15 protein-coding genes and 2 pseudogenes are annotated in these 15,576 nt (G+C 61.2%); 12 read left to right on the forward strand and 5 right to left on the reverse strand.

The features are described 5' to 3' along the window. Positions 1 to 117 precede the first annotated feature (117 nt). The 4 genes from QU595_RS26515 to QU595_RS26530 all read right to left on the reverse strand — a co-directional run bounded on the left by QU595_RS26515 (position 118) and on the right by QU595_RS26530 (position 3,022). Positions 118 to 381, reverse strand: a complete 264-nt coding sequence (locus tag QU595_RS26515) for an enoyl-CoA hydratase-related protein (RefSeq protein WP_315927646.1) — start codon at positions 379 to 381, stop codon at positions 118 to 120. Positions 382 to 461: 80 nt separating this feature from the next. After that, complete coding sequence (locus tag QU595_RS26520) at positions 462 to 2,099, reverse strand: acyl-CoA synthetase (protein WP_315927648.1); 1,638 nt, start codon at positions 2,097 to 2,099, stop codon at positions 462 to 464. Between the two features lie 149 nt (positions 2,100 to 2,248). After that, positions 2,249 to 2,719, reverse strand: a complete 471-nt coding sequence (locus tag QU595_RS26525) for an IS5 family transposase (protein ID WP_315927650.1) — start codon at positions 2,717 to 2,719, stop codon at positions 2,249 to 2,251. 150 nt (positions 2,720 to 2,869) lie between these two features. Further along, the gene (locus QU595_RS26530; RefSeq protein WP_315927652.1) at positions 2,870 to 3,022 is read right to left on the reverse strand and encodes a transposase; all 153 of its coding nucleotides are present in this window, start codon (positions 3,020 to 3,022) and stop codon (positions 2,870 to 2,872) included. 365 nt (positions 3,023 to 3,387) lie between these two features. Here QU595_RS26530 and QU595_RS26535 point away from each other — a divergent pair, with 365 nt between their 5' ends. Then, positions 3,388 to 4,878 (forward strand): phospholipase D family protein, encoded by a 1,491-nt coding sequence (locus tag QU595_RS26535; RefSeq protein ID WP_315927654.1) that lies wholly within the window; start codon positions 3,388 to 3,390, stop codon positions 4,876 to 4,878. 1 nt (position 4,879) lies between these two features. Beyond that, positions 4,880 to 6,064 carry a chloride channel protein gene (locus QU595_RS26540; RefSeq protein ID WP_315927655.1) on the forward strand — a complete coding sequence of 395 codons (1,185 nt, stop codon included), beginning with the start codon at positions 4,880 to 4,882 and terminating at the stop codon, positions 6,062 to 6,064. 40 nt (positions 6,065 to 6,104) lie between these two features. Here the strand turns inward: QU595_RS26540 and QU595_RS26545 are convergent, their stop codons facing one another. Then, positions 6,105 to 6,776, reverse strand: coding sequence for a GntR family transcriptional regulator (locus QU595_RS26545; RefSeq protein WP_315927657.1), 672 nt, complete (start codon positions 6,774 to 6,776; stop codon positions 6,105 to 6,107). A gap of 198 nt (positions 6,777 to 6,974) precedes the next feature. Here QU595_RS26545 and QU595_RS26550 point away from each other — a divergent pair, with 198 nt between their 5' ends. The 10 genes and pseudogenes from QU595_RS26550 to QU595_RS26595 all read left to right on the forward strand — a co-directional run bounded on the left by QU595_RS26550 (position 6,975) and on the right by QU595_RS26595 (position 15,530). Next, a complete protein-coding gene (locus tag QU595_RS26550; protein ID WP_315927659.1) occupies positions 6,975 to 7,874 on the forward strand; it encodes an SMP-30/gluconolactonase/LRE family protein in 900 nt (299 codons plus the stop codon). Beyond that, positions 7,874 to 8,659, forward strand: a complete 786-nt coding sequence (locus tag QU595_RS26555) for a glucose 1-dehydrogenase (RefSeq protein ID WP_315927661.1) — start codon at positions 7,874 to 7,876, stop codon at positions 8,657 to 8,659. The genes QU595_RS26550 and QU595_RS26555 overlap by 1 nt, the downstream gene beginning before the upstream one ends. A gap of 11 nt (positions 8,660 to 8,670) precedes the next feature. After that, entirely contained in the window at positions 8,671 to 9,867 is a 1,197-nt protein-coding gene (locus QU595_RS26560) for an AGE family epimerase/isomerase (RefSeq protein ID WP_315927663.1), read from the forward strand. Between the two features lie 102 nt (positions 9,868 to 9,969). Continuing rightward, the gene (locus tag QU595_RS26565; RefSeq protein ID WP_315927665.1) at positions 9,970 to 10,929 is read left to right on the forward strand and encodes a sugar ABC transporter substrate-binding protein; all 960 of its coding nucleotides are present in this window, start codon (positions 9,970 to 9,972) and stop codon (positions 10,927 to 10,929) included. A 64-nt stretch (positions 10,930 to 10,993) separates the two neighbouring features. Then, positions 10,994 to 11,968 (forward strand): ABC transporter permease, encoded by a 975-nt coding sequence (locus QU595_RS26570; protein WP_315927667.1) that lies wholly within the window; start codon positions 10,994 to 10,996, stop codon positions 11,966 to 11,968. Continuing rightward, positions 11,969 to 12,751 (forward strand): ATP-binding cassette domain-containing protein, encoded by a 783-nt coding sequence (locus tag QU595_RS26575; protein WP_315927669.1) that lies wholly within the window; start codon positions 11,969 to 11,971, stop codon positions 12,749 to 12,751. Positions 12,752 to 12,821: 70 nt separating this feature from the next. Next, positions 12,822 to 14,069 carry an enolase C-terminal domain-like protein gene (locus tag QU595_RS26580; protein WP_315927672.1) on the forward strand — a complete coding sequence of 416 codons (1,248 nt, stop codon included), beginning with the start codon at positions 12,822 to 12,824 and terminating at the stop codon, positions 14,067 to 14,069. 110 nt (positions 14,070 to 14,179) lie between these two features. Next, positions 14,180 to 14,320, forward strand: a pseudogene (locus tag QU595_RS26585) (IS6 family transposase); the annotation flags it as partial. A gap of 19 nt (positions 14,321 to 14,339) precedes the next feature. Further along, positions 14,340 to 14,630 (forward strand): annotated as a pseudogene (locus QU595_RS26590) (amino acid ABC transporter ATP-binding protein); the annotation flags it as partial. 57 nt (positions 14,631 to 14,687) lie between these two features. Further along, a complete protein-coding gene (locus tag QU595_RS26595; RefSeq protein WP_315927674.1) occupies positions 14,688 to 15,530 on the forward strand; it encodes a MurR/RpiR family transcriptional regulator in 843 nt (280 codons plus the stop codon). The last annotated feature ends 46 nt before the right edge of the window (positions 15,531 to 15,576 follow it).

Raw genomic sequence — 15,576 nt, forward strand, 5'->3', positions numbered from 1 at the left:
AATAACGCCATGTCGATCACTCCATAGCCCCCGCTGAAAACATGCGAGGGAGGGTTCAAACATGGGTCAATTCTCAATGGAAATATTGGGCTGCGCCGGGTCAGTTCTCAGTGGCAATCAACAGTGGGTCAGGCCTGCGAATCCGTTTGGGCCATAATTGATATCGTTCTGCGCCGCCTCCATCTCCTTCAGGTCACCCCCGGTGCAGAAGAACCTACCCTCTGCTGTGAAGATGGCTGCGCGATAGCCTGGATCGGCGTTGAAATCGGCCAGGACCTGATTCAACGCACGGCTCGTCGCGGAATCGATCGCGTTTGCCCTGGGTCGGTCTAGAACAATTTCGAGAACCACGCCGTGCTTTTCGATCTTGAAACCTGTCATCGTCTCCCACTCCCAGGATCGGTGTCCCGATCATCGACGAAGATCAGGTTTGGACTAGCTATGCTCCTCGAGATTAGGTCTCACCAATTACTTCTTCCATTTGCTCCTGCCAGGAGCGCCCTGCGCACCTCCCGACGCTGGATCTTACCGGTCGTTGTCACCGGGATGTCATCGACGAAAATTATCTGCTTTGGATAGCTGTGCACCGCAAGGTCGCGTTTCACCAATTGCTTTAATTCGCCGACGAGCTGGTCGGATTCCTCAATGTGATCCTTCAGCACCAGAGCAGCCACCACCGCCTCGCCGCTGCTCGGATCGGGCAGCCCGACAACCGCAGCTTCCTTCACGGATGGATGGGTCATCAATGTCGCTTCGACCTCTTCTGGACCCACCCGAAGCCCGTTGACTAGGATCAGATCGTCCAGGCGGCCGTAATAATAGAGATAGTTCTGATCATCGATCCGGCCTTCATCTCCGGTACGCAGCCAGCCGCCAATGAGCTTCTTAGCCATCTGCTCAGGACGGTTCCAGTAACCCAGCATGTTAACTGGCGAATCGAACCAGACCGCGATTTCTCCCTTCTCGTTAACCGGAAGTTCCTTGCCATCCGGATCGAGAATGACGACCTTCTTGCCGGGCGCGATACGTCCCACCGAACCGACAGGGGTCTGATACAGCGTCTCGCAGCCGACCGACATCTGGTTGGCTTCGGTGAGGCCGAACTCGTCGTTGACCGGAACGCCAAAGGCCTGTTGCGACCACTTGAAAACCTCGGGCGGCATCGCCTCGCCTCCGGTCATGATCCCGCGGATGCGAAACCTCGCACCCTCGGGGAACGGCTCCTTGCTCATCCGGCGCAGGACCGCCGTAGCGAGATACGGACAGGTTACCTTATGCTCTTCCATGACTTTGTAGGCGCGTTCCGGCGTGAAGCGGCCAGGCATGGCAATGACCGTCCCGCCGCAATGGAGGGCGGGAAACACCAGATCGCCCAGAGACCCGAGCCACGACCAGTCCGACGCAGTCCAGAATACGTCATCTTCCTGAGGCGCCATTTCAAAGCCGAGTTGGAAGCAAGGCAGATGCCCTATGACAAGCCGGTGCCCATGCAGCGCTCCTTTCGGGTTACCCGTCGAACCCGAGGTGTAGTAGATCATAGCCGGATCATCCGGCTCAGTGTCCGCCAACGAGAATTCTCCGCGATCACGCGCGATCAGGTCATCGAAGTCGATCTCGCCGTCGTTGGCGCCGCCGTGGGTCACGACAAGGCAAGGGGTTGACTTGTTTAGGGCATGCAGCTTGTCCGCGCCTGTCCGGTCGGTAACGATGAGGCTCGCCTCGCAGTCGTTGATGCGAAATGTTAATGCCTCCCCCGCATAGAGGCCGGCAACCGGGACCGAGATCGCGCCCATCTTGAAACAGGCGATGTGAGCAAATACCGCCTCTACGTTCTGCCCCAGAGAAACGACCACGCGATCGCCCCGCTTGACGCTGAGATCGGCGAAGGAATGCGCAAGATTATCGGTGATACGCTTGAGGTCTGTGTAGCTATATCGCCTGGCGGATCCTTCGTTATCTTCGATTAGGGCGATCGCATCGGGAATAGACATCGCGTGACGGTCGCAGATGTCAAAGCCGATATTCAGCTTCTCAGGGAGATTCCAGGAGAAATTGGCTATCAATTCCTCGTAGGAGGAAACGGTCGTCGCTATGAGCATTTTGCCCCCTGTCCGACGGTCCCTTGGCAGCAGGCCGGGCCCGTCAGTCGCGGGGCATGAAGCTCCGAAATTCGAAGGCTGAAAAGCGAGTAATTTCGATGTTGGAGTTCGAAGATTTCGATGCCCTTCGAGAGACACGCACGCTCTTGCTAGCGTTCGTGGACAAAGGGTATCCATAGTTTGACTGCGGCGATGGCGACGAAGCCGAGATAGGATTCTTTGGTCTTATCGTAGCGGGTTGCGACGCGTCGCCAGTTCTTAAGTCTGTTGAAGAGGCGCTCGATCTGATTTCGCCACTTGTATTTGGCTCTGTCGTGCGGGATGGGCTCGCGCCGGTTGCTTTTCGCCGGGATGACGGCCTTGATGTCGGCGTTGGCAATCTCCTTGCGAATGGTATCGGCATCATAGCCTTTGTCGGCAAGGAACGCCTCGATGCGGTCAGCGATCATTCGAAACAGAGGTGCGAAGCCCTGGATGTCGTGCGTCTGTCCGGGTGTCAGTACGAAGCCGAGCGGACGGCCTTTGGCATCGCATCGGGCATGGAGCTTGGTGGTGAAGCCGCCGCGCGACCGGCCAAGCGCCTCGGCCTCCTGAGTCCCCTTTTTATGCCGACCGCACAATGATGTGCCCGGACAATCGTGCTGTCGATCATGTCAGCGCTTCGATCCCGCTCGACCAGTTCGGCCGAGGTTTCGAGCATCGCCTCTAACACGCCGGTCTCGACCCATCGTCGGTAACGGCGAAAGATGCTGTTCCACTTGCCGTATTCATCAGCAGATGCCGCCATTGCGCGCCATCCACATCATACCCTCAAAATAGCGCCGGTTGTCCTGCGCCGGGCGGCAGCCCCGCCCTCGTTCAGCGGGCAGTAGCGGTCCGATCAGCGCCCATTCTTCGTCCGTCACACCAATCCGTTCGCCCAAGGACGCCTCCAAAGGAAGCCTTGAATCAAAACCGGGTTCCACAGTCAATCTTTGTCCACGAGCACTAAAGACGTTAACAACAACAGCCGCCTTACTTGGGCTGACCTGAGATAGTAGTCCCCGGACAGAAGCCAACTGGCGGATCGAAGAGTCGGCGCGCCCTGTTCCGGTGGCCGAGCCGTTTCTGGGCAGGATTGATAGTATCGCCAAACGACCAATCTACCCTGTGAAAACGATGGTGGCTTTGCAGGGACAAGGCCGCCGCAAGCTCTCGCCACCGGAGCTGACACAGAAACTTCCAATGCCCCAGCCTGCGAAACTCTCTTGCTCGATCACGCCTTGCCAGCCTTGTCGCTGCGGGGGTCGTGCTGCGCCTGCTGTTCCCGGTTCCCGACATAGCGGGCCGGCCACTGTCCGCCGCCATCAGCGCCGACACGACGGGCGGTCTCGGCCGGCGCATGGCGCAGGCCGCGTCCGGGCATCCTGGCCAGTCCGGCGTCGTCCCCCTCGAGCGCGGCCATGACGCCCTCGTCAGCCGGCTGGCGCTCATCGACGCCGCCGAGCATTCGATCGATGCGCAATACTATATCTGGCACGACGACACTTCGGGCCTGTTGCTGCTCGATGCGCTGCTGAGAGCGGCGGAGCGCGGGGTCAGGGTTCGGCTGCTGCTCGACGACAATGGCGTGCCCGGGTTGGACGGCATCATGGCGGCGCTCGACGCACAGGACAATTTCGAGATTCGGCTTTTCAACCCGTCGACGGTGCGCTCGCCGAAGATTCTGGGCTACGCCTTTGATTTCCCCCGCATGAACCGACGCATGCACAACAAGTCGCTCATGATTGACGGCGCAGTCGCAATCATCGGCGGGCGCAATATCGGCGACGAGTATTTCCAGGTCGGCAACGACCAGTTCTATGTCGACCTTGACGTCCTGGGCACCGGAGCGATCGTGCCGGAAACGGCCAAGGTCTTCGATGCATATTGGAACAGCAGATCCGCGCATGCGGTCAAGACAATCATAAGCGGCCAGGGAGACATCGCGGCCTTCCGGTCGGCGGTCGCCTCGGCGCGGAGCGGCGAGGCCGCCAAGGCCTTCGAACTGGGCATGACCTCCAGCGGACGGCGCCTGATCGATAGCGGTATTGCGTTCGAGTGGACGGATGTAAAGGTCGTTGCCGACGATCCGGTCAAGGGGCAAGGCATCGCCAAACGCGACCAGCTCATGATCGCCCGGCTGGGCGATATCCTCGGGGCGATCGACCACAAACTGCTGTTGGTGTCCGCCTATTTCGTGCCCGGCAAGCAAGGCACCGCCTACTTCTCGGACTTGGCGCGCCAGGGGCGGGACGTGCGGGTCCTCACGAATGCCCTGAACACGACGGACGTGCTGCCTGTCCATGCGGGCTACGTAAAGTATCGCGATCAGCTGCTGAAGGCGGGGATCAAGCTCTACGAACTGAAGCTGCGGGCAAACGGAAATGACGAGTCCGGGCTGCAGCTCAATCCCTTGGGTTTGTCCGGCGCCAGCCTGCACGCCAAGACGTTCGCGGTCGATGACAAACGCATCTTCATCGGCTCGTTCAACTTCGACCCCCGTTCCGCAATCCTGAACTGCGAGATGGGGTTCCTGATCGACAGCGCGACCATGGCCCGCAGCATTGGAGCGGGCTTCGACGGTCCGATCAATGCCGTTGCCTATCGTCCCGCGATCGACGCGAACGGCGCGCTTGTGTGGCATGAAAGGCTTCCCGGCGGCGGCGACGCCACATATGACAGCGAGCCGGGAGCCACCTGGTTCGACGCCATCGCACTGAAAATCATAGGTCTGTTGCCAGTGGAGACCCTCCTCTAGAATGAAAAAACCGGCGCTGAGAACGGTATTGCTCGCCGCACTTTACGGCTTCGTCGCCGGTGCGGCGGCGGCCGCCGTTCTGTGGCTCATGGGCCTGGTGTCGGGCATGGTTTGGTCCGGCTCCCGCCCGCGATGGTACGTGTTCGTGATGGTCATGGCCGGAGGCGTGCTCATCGCCGTCCTGCGCTACTGGTACGTCGGTGAAGGACTGTCGGAACAGATCGAGAAGGCGACGCGGCGCGCCGACGCGCAGAAGGCGCGGGACGCCCTGCTGCTTGCCTTGATGGCGATCGTGGCGGTCGGGTTCGGCGGCGCCGTCGGCCCCGAGGCCGGTATCCTGGCCGTCGTCTCCGAATTGTCGGGCCTGGTCTCCATGCTGATCGCCCGCAATGCCGCCGAGGCGCGTTTCATTGCCGAGACCGGTGCGGCGGGCGCGTTGGGCGGCCTGTATGGGTCTCCTCCCGGAGGCGCGATGTTGTCGCAGGACGAGCACGCGGCACCGCGATGGCAGATCTACCTGGCGGGCGTGGCCGGGCTCCTCGGCTTTCTTCTGACCGCAAGCCGGATATTGCCCGGCAACCCGATCCGCATCGAATTGCCGCCCCATGTTTCCGCCAGAGACGGAAGTGACATGTTCGCAGCCGTTCTGCCCGCCATGGTGGGCGCGGCGAGCGGCCTTCTGTTCGTGCTGGTTCTTCCGCGGATCGAAAAACATCTTCACCGGCTTGGCAACATTCACCTCCAGACCATCGTAGGAACGGCGCTCTTTGCAGCCCTGGCCACGTGCTTCCCCATCCTGTTGTTCTCTGGCCACCATGAGCTGGACTCGATGCTGAGTTGGGCGCAGGATGCCGGTATGGGAGCGCTGCTGGTGCTTGCGCTCCTCAAAGCGCTCGCGCTGGCCCTGTGCCTGGCCTCCGGCTGGCGCGGGGGTGCGGCTTTTCCCCTGTTGTTCATCGGCGCCGCAGCGGGCGCCGCCACGCTGGTGCTGGTCCCGCAAATTCCGGTGACGGTAGCGCTCGTCGCCGGCATGTCAGCCGCGCTCACCGTCGGCATGGGCCGGCCGATCGCGGCGATGCTGATTGCCGTCCTGCTGATCGGGCCGGCAGCGCTCGGGCCGCTCTGCATGGGGTGCCTCGTCGGCTGGGGGGTCTCCAGTCTCGCCCCGGCGCCGAAGCTCCATTGAGCTGCCCGGCGGTGCCGCAAGCTCAGCCAGGGTCGAATGATCACTGCGGTTCGAAATATTGAGGGAAACGTCCGCGAATCTCGGTCAGGTCGTGAATGACACGCCGCAGGTGGGTCTGCATGATTTGCGCGGCGGTGCTCCCGTCTCCCGCGCCGACGGCGTCGGCGATGCGCCGGTGATCTTCGACCAGAATATCCAGGTGACCGCCTTGAATGGAAAGCATCCGCATACGGTCCATATGTTTCTTGGCGTCTGAGATGATGGCCCACACGCTTTCGCGACCAGCCATGGCGCAAAACATCGTGTGCATGCGTTCGTCGGCTTCGAAGAACAGTTCCGGGCTGTTCTCCTGGATCGCCAGGTCCTGTTCCTCGATCGCTTGGCGAACTCCGAGCATGATACGCCGGTTGGGATGGCCCGCCGCTTCGCTGACGATCGCCATCTCCAGTTTTTCGCGCACGAATTGCGCCGTCTGGACGGCGTCAACGCGGATAGGAGCAACGATTACGCCGGCACGCGCGCGCAGGTCCACCAGCCGCTCGTCGCTCAGGCGCGACAACGCCTCGCGCACCGGCGTGCGGCTCACGCCCAGCATCCCGGCCAGCGCCTGTTCGCCGATCGACTCGTTCGGTTTCAACTCGAGCGAAACAATCTTGCGCGAAAGCGCCCTGTAGCAACGCTCCGCTGCAGACACATTGGAATCGCGCGTCATTCATCAGCACTCCACCGCTTTGTTTTTTTGTATGCAATCTCAGCATAGGTCAAGTCTGCCGACTTTATAAGGGTTTATCTGGATGCTTCGGCCTTGCTTGACATGCAAAGAGGTTTTTGCATACAAGGATACAACACGAGGGAGGAGGCTCGACAATGCTTGCCTGGCGAGTGACGGACGTGGCTGCGGTCGGCAAGAATGATTGACTTGGCCTATGACGCTCGCGACATCGTCGGAGAGAGCATCATCTGGTCACAAGACGAGCGCGCGCTCTACTGGGTCGATATCGTCGGGCGTCGGATACATCGGCTTGAGCCGGCCGGCGGTCGCCATGATCTGTGGCCGACCCCCGATTTCATTACTTCGATCGGCATGCGCCAGGATGGCGGTTTCATCGTCGGGTTGCGCCAGGAAGTGTTCTTCTGGTCCCCGGGTGATGATTTCGTGCCCTTCTCGAAGCCGGAGCCGGACTTACCCGACAACAGACTCAACGAGGGAAAGGTGGCGCCCGACGGCTCGTACTGGGTCGCCACGATGCAGACCAACCTGCATCCGGATGGTTCCCCAAGAGCCATGGATCGCCGCTCGGGCGCCATCTACCGCATCGACGCGGACGGAAATGTCAAAAAACTGACGGACAACGAATTCGGCATATCGAATACAATGGCCTGGACCGAGGACGGGCGTTTCCTTTTCGCGGACACTGCCGCCAACGAGATTTACAGCTTCGACTACGATGCCGGCAGTCATACGCTGACCAACCGCCGAACGATCGCCGCCGGACTTGAAAGAGGCTTGCCGGACGGGTCGTGTCTGGATGCGGCCGGCACGTTGTGGAACTGCCGCGTCGCTGGCGGAGCCGCCGTCGCCAATTTTGATGTCGACGGAAGCCTGCGGCGCCTCATCGACATGCCGGCCACATGGCCGACGAGTTGCACCTTCGGCGGCGACGACCTGTCGACGCTCTACGTCACATCCGCCCGTTTCACCATGGCGCCGGAGCATCTCAAGGCGCACCCGCTGGAGGGCGGACTGTTCGCGCTCGATGCGGGCGTGCGCGGGCTTGCGGAGCCCAAATTTGGAAGGGAGAGCGCATGATGGCCGAGTTCAGCGGCAAAAGCGTTGTCGTGACTGGCGGCAGCCTCGGCATGGGCCGTGCCTGCGCGGAGCGCTTCGCTCGTGCGGGGGGCAAGGTGCTGATCGTCGCAAACGACAAGGCGTCGGTTGATGCGGCCGTGGGCGATATCGGCGAGAACGCCGTCGGGTTCGTCGGCGATGTCCGCAGAGAAAGCGACATGCAGGCTGCGATCGGCGAGGCCGTGACCAGGAACGGCGGCGTGGACATTCTTGCCTGCTGCGCGGGCATCCAGCGCTACGGAACGGTGGTCGATACGCCGGAAGATGTTTGGGACGACGTTCTGGACATCAATCTCAAGGGCATCTTCCTCGTTTCGAAATTCGCCATCCCGGAAATGAGAAAGCGGGGTGGAGGCGCCATCGTTGCGATCTCGTCGGTGCAGTCCTACGCCTCGCAGGCGGGGGTGGCCGCCTATACGGCCAGCAAGGGCGCCATCAACGCGCTGGTGCGCGCCATGGCTCTCGACCATGCGCCTGACAATATCACCGTCAACGCCGTCTGCCCGGCGTCGATCGACACGCCGATGCTGCGTTGGGCGGCCGATCTCTGGAAGGGCGACAGTACGGCAGATGAGACAGTGCAGGCCTGGGGCAAAGGGCATCCGCTCGGGCGGGTCGGAAAGGCGTCCGAAGTAGCCGATCTGGTAGCGTTCCTTGCCAGCGACAAGGCTCGTTTCATCACCGGCGCGGACATGAAGATTGACGGTGGCGTGATGTCGAAACTCGGCATCGTGCTGCCGGATTGAAGGAAATCGCGATGCGCCCGACTCCCGATTTCCGTTCGAAGGACTTTCTCGTCTCGCATCTGCGCGAGATCATGGATTTCTACCATCCACGCTGCCTGAACCAAGGGGATGGCGGCTATTACAACGAGTATCGAGACGACGGGACCATTACCGACCGCAAGACCCAGCACATCGTTTCCACCACACGCTTCATCTTCAACTACTCGATCGCGTCCGACGTCCTGGATCGCGGCGAATACGCGGATGCCGCGGCGCATGGCGTGAAGTATCTGGATGAGGCGCATCGTGATCCGGAGCATGGCGGCTACTTTTGGGTGATGAGCGGGCGCGAGCCGGCGGACGCGACCAAGCACTGCTACGGCCACGCCTTCGTGCTGCTCGCCTACGCCTCGGCGGCCAAGGCCGGGATCACCGGCGCCAGGAACAGGATCGCCGAAACCTGGGAGTTGCTGGAGCAGCGCTTCTGGGAGCCCGAACGCGAACTCTACAGGGACGAGATCAACCGCGACTGGTCAATCGTGTCGCCCTATCGTGGCCAAAACGCCAACATGCATATGACCGAGGCGATGTTGGCTGCGTATGAGGCAACCGGCGAAACGCGATATCTTGATCGGGCGGAGGTCCTGGCCAGACGCATCTGCGTGGAGCTTCCTGCCCAGGCGCAAGGCGTGGTGTGGGAGCATTATCGCGAGGACTGGTCGGTCGACTGGGATTACAACAAGGACGATCCCAAACATCTCTTCCGTCCCTACGGCTACCTGCCGGGCCATATGACGGAGTGGACCAAGCTGCTGCTGATCCTCGAACGCTACAGGCCGAGCGACTGGATGCTGCCGACGGCCGTCACGCTCTACGAGACGGCCCTGGCCAAGAGCGCCGACCTCGAGTTCGGCGGCATGCACTACAGCTACGGCCCCGACGGCAAGCTGTACGACCTGGACAAATATCACTGGACACATTGCGAGACGATCGCGGCAGCGGCGGGACTTGCCGTGCGCACTGGCCTGGAACGCTATTGGCAGGACTATGATCGCCTCTGGAAATACAGCTGGCGGCATCTGGTCGACCATCAATATGGTTGCTGGTTTCGCATTCTTTCGCCTGACGGCGCGAAGCAGAGCGACATCAAAAGCCCACCGGGAAAGACGGACTACCACCCTTTTGGTGCGTGCTGGGAAATCCTGCGCGTGTTGGGAGAGGCGAAGTAGCGAGGCAGAGATACCGGACCTATGCCGCGCGCTCCATGGGCCTCCGGTTTGAAACAGGGCACGTCAGCACGCGGAGGAGAAGACATGGTGAGAAACTCATTGATGGCTCTGGCCTTGGGCGCAGCCGCGCTCGTCACGCCGGCGCAGGCCCAGAACAAGCCGAAATTCGTCTATTTGACGCAGACCGGAATCGACAACAGCTTCTGGCAGTCGATCAAGAAGGGCATGGACGATGCCTGCGCCCAGTTCGAGGCGGATTGCCAGTTGCTGTTCACGACGCCGAACGGCGATCTGCAGAAGCATCTCCAGAACCTGGAGACTGTCATCGAGCAGGGCGTCGACGGCATCGTCACCGTCATCGTCAATGACGACCTCTATGATGAAGCCGTGAAGAAGGCGATCGACAAGGGCATTCCGGTTATCAGCGCCAATGTCGACGACACCAAGCACGGCGAGGGCAATGCCCGCCTGGCCTTCGTCGGACAGGACCTCTTCCAGGCCGGCTATCTTCTGATGCAGGGGCTCTACAGGAAGATCCCGGAAGATCAGCCCGTGCATGCGCTGCTCGGCCTGTCGCGTCCGGGAGAAAGCTGGGCTGAAGACCGTATCGGCGGGGCCAAGAAATTCCTGGACGAGGCGAAGGCGGCCAATCCGAACCGTCAGATCACCTATGAGGTGATAGATTCGTCGAACGACATTTCGGTGACCGCGCAGCGTATCTGCCAGTACGTGCAGGGCAAGCCGGAGACCAACGCCTATGTCGACGCCGGGTTCTGGGGGGCGGGCGCCGGCGAGTGCCTGCGCGACCTCGGCATCAAGCCCGGTCAGCTTCACATGGCGACCTTCGACCTGGTGCCGGTCGTGCTGGACGAAATGAAGAAAGGGTATGTCGATCTGACCATCGACCAGCAGCCCTACTATCAAGGCTACCTGCCGATCCTGCAGCTCGCGATGATGAAGAAGTACGGCCTGTCCGCCTTCGACGTGAACACCGGCAAGGCGCTGATCGAACCGAAAGACGTCGAAGCAGTCGAGAAATACGTCTCGATGGGTGTGCGCTAAGTCCCGACGACTTCCCTAAACCCAGCCTCCCGCCGGCGCGGGAGGCGCAGCCAAGGTTCGGCCTATGCGCGTCAATTTGCGATCCCTGATGGTGCGCCCGGAAATGGCAGCGCTTGCCATCTTTCTCGTGCTCTTCGTTCTTTTCAGCTTCCTTAACGGCCGGTTCTTCACCAGCGGCAACATGACGGTCTACCTGCAGCCGATCCCGGAATTGGCGATCGTCGCGATAGGCATGACGATCCTGATCATTGCAGGCGAGTTCGACCTGTCGGTGGGGTCCGTGTTCGGGTTGTCGCCGATGGTGACGGTGCTCCTGATACAGGCCGGTTGGCCGGTGGCGGCCGCGATCCTGATCGGCCTGCTGGTCGCGGCCGCGATCGGCGTCGCCAACGGGTTGATGACGCTCCGGCTGAAGATACCGTCATTCATCGCGACGCTCGGCATGCTGTTCATGGCGCGCAGCTTGACCGTGGTCCTGGCGGGCGGTTTCCCGCCGATCTTCCCGCGCGAGCTGGACGTGTCGTGGCTGGTGGGGCGTCTTGATCTCGGGCTGGTTACCCCTCGCGCTTCGCTGCTTTACATGATCGCCATTGCGCTGGCGCTCGGCTTCATGCTGCGGCGCATGGATTTCGGCCACTGGATTTACGCTACCGGCGGCCAGCCCCAGGCGGCGCGCGACATGGGCATCAAGACCGACCGAGTGAAGATGGCGTGCTTCGTGCTTTGCGCGACGCTCGCCGGTTTTGCCGGCATCATCCAGAGCTTCCGCGTCAAGGTCATCGTGCCGAACCTTGGTACCGGACTGGAGATGCAGGCGATCGCCGCTGCCGTCATCGGCGGCGTGGCGCTGACTGGCGGGGTCGGGTCAATCCTCGGCGCCATCGTCGGCACGCTCCTGATAGCGGTCATCGAGAACATCCTCGTGCTGAGCGGCGTCAACGCAAACTGGTTCATGTTCGCGGTGGGGGCGATGATCGTCATCGCCGTGGTTCTCAATACGCAAACCCGGCTCAGGGCCGAAGGTATGAAGGGGGCGTAAATGAGCGACATCGCCGCAGAAATCGTGCCGGTCATCACGTCCAGGCCTTCGGCCGATCCGATAATCCGATGCACCGGCCTGCAGAAATGGTACGGCGCGGTGCATGCGCTCAAGAACGTCGATTTTCATGCCGAGCGCGGCGAGGTTGTCGGTCTGGTTGGCGACAACGGCGCCGGCAAGTCGACGCTCATCAAGATATTGTCAGGCGTCCATACGCAGGACCAGGGCCGGATATTCATCGAGGGCAAGGACGCCTCGATAACCGGCCCGGAGGTCGCGATGAGGCTCGGCATAGAGACGATCTACCAATATACAGCGATGGTTCCGGAGATGAGCATCGCGCAGAATTTCTTCATCGGCCGCGAGCCGCTGAAATTCGGCCGTGCCGGATTCGGCGTGGTCGACCGCAAGAAGATGCGGCGTGAATCCATGGAAGGGCTGAAGGGCGTCGGCCTCCATCTCCGCGGGCCGGATACGCCGGTGAAGGCCCTTTCCGGCGGCCAGAGGCAGGGTGTGGCGATCGCCCGGGCGATGCACTTTCGGTCCAAGGTGCTGATCCTGGACGAGCCGACGAACCATCTCTCGGTGAAGGAAACCAACAAGGTGCTGGACCATGTCGTGGAGTTGAAGGCACAGGGCGTGACCTCCATTTTCATCAGCCACAATCTGCATCACATCCATCCCATCTCCGACCGGATCGTTGCCATGGCGCGGGGCCAGAAAGTGCTCGACGTGCCGCGCGACGAGGTCAGCGTCGAAGAGATGACGCGCATCATCAGTTGACCGGAGCCTTTCAGCCGCGCCGGCCCTCGAACGGCCGGCGCCATTCCAAATCCATTCCAGGAATTCGACCATGAAGCGGCCAAAGATTACCGACATCCGCGCGACCACTGTCACCGTTCCGCTGGAGGCGCCGCTACGCCATTCCAATGGCGCGCACTGGGGGCGCTTCGTGCGCACCGTCGTGGAGCTGGAAACGGATGTCGGGATCGTTGGCCTCGGCGAGATGGGCGGCGGCGGCGAAAGCGCCGAGGCGGCGTTCCGGGCGCTGAAGCCCTATCTCGTCGGTCACGACCCTTTCGAACTTGAAAATCTCCGCTTCTCGATCTGCAACCCGACGGCAAGCCTGTACAACAACCGCACGCAGATGCATGCGGCGATCGAGTTTGCCTGCATCGACATTATCGGCAAATTCCTGGGCGTTCCCGCTTATGACCTTCTCGGCGGCAAGATGCGCGATGCCGTGCCCTTTGCCAGCTACATGTTTTTCCGGCTGCCCAACAAGGACACCGGCGAGGGCGAGACACGCACTGCCGACCAACTGATCGAGCAAACGCTGGCCCTGAAGCAGAAATGCGGCTTCACCACGCACAAGCTGAAGAGCGGCGTGTTCCCGCCCGACTACGAACTGGAGGTCTACCGCGCTTGGGCGAAGGCGCTCGGCGACGACAAGGTCCGTTACGATCCGAACGCAGCGTTCAGCGTCGAGGAGGCCATCCGTTTCGCCAAGGGCATCGAGGATTTGAACAACGACTACTACGAAGACCCGACATGGGGCCTCAACGGCATGCGGCGTGTGCGCGAGAATACCTCGATGCCGCTCGCCACCAACACCGTAGTTATCAATTTCGAGCAGTTGTCGGCCAATGTCCTGAACCCGGCGGTTGACGTTATCCTGCTCGACACGACCTTCTGGGGTGGCATACGGCCCTGCATAAAGGCGGCCGGCGTCTGCGAGACCTTCCAGCTCGGAATCGCCGTGCACTCTTCGGGCGAACTCGGCATCCAACTTGCCACCATGCTGCATCTTGGCGCAGTGGTGCCGAACCTCGTCTTCCATGCCGACGCACACTACCACCAACTCGTCGACGACATCATTGTCGGCGGCCCGATGCGGTATGTGAACGGCGCCATTCAGGTTCCCACGAAACCCGGCCTGGGCGTGGAACTCGACCGGGACAAGCTGGGCAAATACGCCGAACTGTACAAATCGCTCGGCGGCTATCCATATGACCGCGACCCGTCGCGGCCCGGCTGGTTCTCTGTGGTTCCGAACACGCGTTGGGCCGATCCCACCGACGGCAGGGTCGTCCAATATTGACAGGCGGTGGACCTTGCCGTTTTGAGGGATCGGCTTTGGAAGGTTGTGTTGCAAACTTTCCGATAATGGCCGAATGTCATGAGGTCGGCTCCAACTTCGGAACTTGTTTCATGTTCAAAGGCCGCCACTTCGATCGATCCGTCATATTGCTCTGCGCGCGGTGGTATCTGGCTTATGGCCTGAGCTTGCGCGATCTGAAGGAGATGATGGCCGAGCGCAGTATCAGCATCGACCATTCGACGATCCGCCGCTGAAGGCAGCAACAGCGCCGCGATCGCGCGGGCGCTTTGCATGAGCCCGAAGGTCATGCTGTTCGATGAACCGACCTCCGCCCTCGACCCCGAGATGGTGAAGGAGGTTCTGGACACTATGGTCGGGCTTGCGCATGAGGGTATGACCATGATCGTCGTCACGCACGAGATGGGGTTTGCCAGGCAGGTGGCCGACCGGGTCATCTTTATGGACAAGGGCAGGATTGTCGAGGAAAACAATCCCAAGGATTTCTTCGAGAACCCGTCGAACGAGAGAAGCAGGCTGTTCCTGTCGCAACTGCTTCATTGAGCGGGCACGAATGCGAGCAGCAATCATGGTAAGCTACAGGAATAGCGGCGAGGGGTGATGGCTGTCAGGGAAGCACATACGGTCGACGACGTCCTGCAAGCGATCCAGCGTGAACTGGAAAACCTGAGCGCCCGTCTCAAGCAGGCGGGAACCTACGTGCTGGAACATCCCAACGACGTGGCCCTGCAATCCATCACCGCGCTGGCAAAGAATGCCGATGTGCAGCCCTCGGTTTTCATGCGCTTGTCCAAGCATTTCGGCTTTTCCGGCTTCACCGATTTCCAGAAGGTCTTCCGCGCGGCCCTGGCCGATCAGTCGCCCACATATGGCGAGCGGATCAAGCACCTTCAGCGCGATTTTCCCGATGCGGGAGTCGCATCGCAGCCTGTCGACTTCGTCAGGGAGTTCGCGGCCATAAACACCGATGCCCTCAGCCATCTGGCGACGAGCATCGACGAAAAGGCCATCAATGAGTTCGTTCGGCGGCTCAAGGAGGCGACGGAAATTTTCATTCTCGGGCAGCGGCGTTCCCATGCCGTGGCGAACTATCTTTCCTATGCGCTGATGCGGGCCAACCTGCGTACGCGCCTTATGCTGGGGGCCGGCGGCACGCTCCATGACGAGATCAGGCTGATGCGCAAGGGCGATCTTCTCGTCGCCGTCAGCATGCACCCCTATTCGAACGAGGTGCTCGAGTTGGTCGATCACGCCAGGAACTCTGGCCACGACGTGATCGCCTTGACCGACAGCAATTACAGCCCGCTTGCAAAACGCGCGAACACCTCGATCGTGGTGCGCGACGTCCATTATCTAGGGTTTCGATCGCTGGTCGCGCAGGTTTGCCTCGTACAGGCGATCGCCATCAGCATAGCCGCGGCAGCGGCAAAGGCGGACAGCTAGGCTGAGGGAGAGGGTCAGCGCATGGCGGATGCTAGCCTTGGGACCC

Origin of the sequence: Mesorhizobium sp. SP-1A (assembly GCF_032460275.1) — a bacterium.
In the GTDB taxonomy this organism is placed as follows: Bacteria; Pseudomonadota; Alphaproteobacteria; order Rhizobiales; family Rhizobiaceae; genus Mesorhizobium.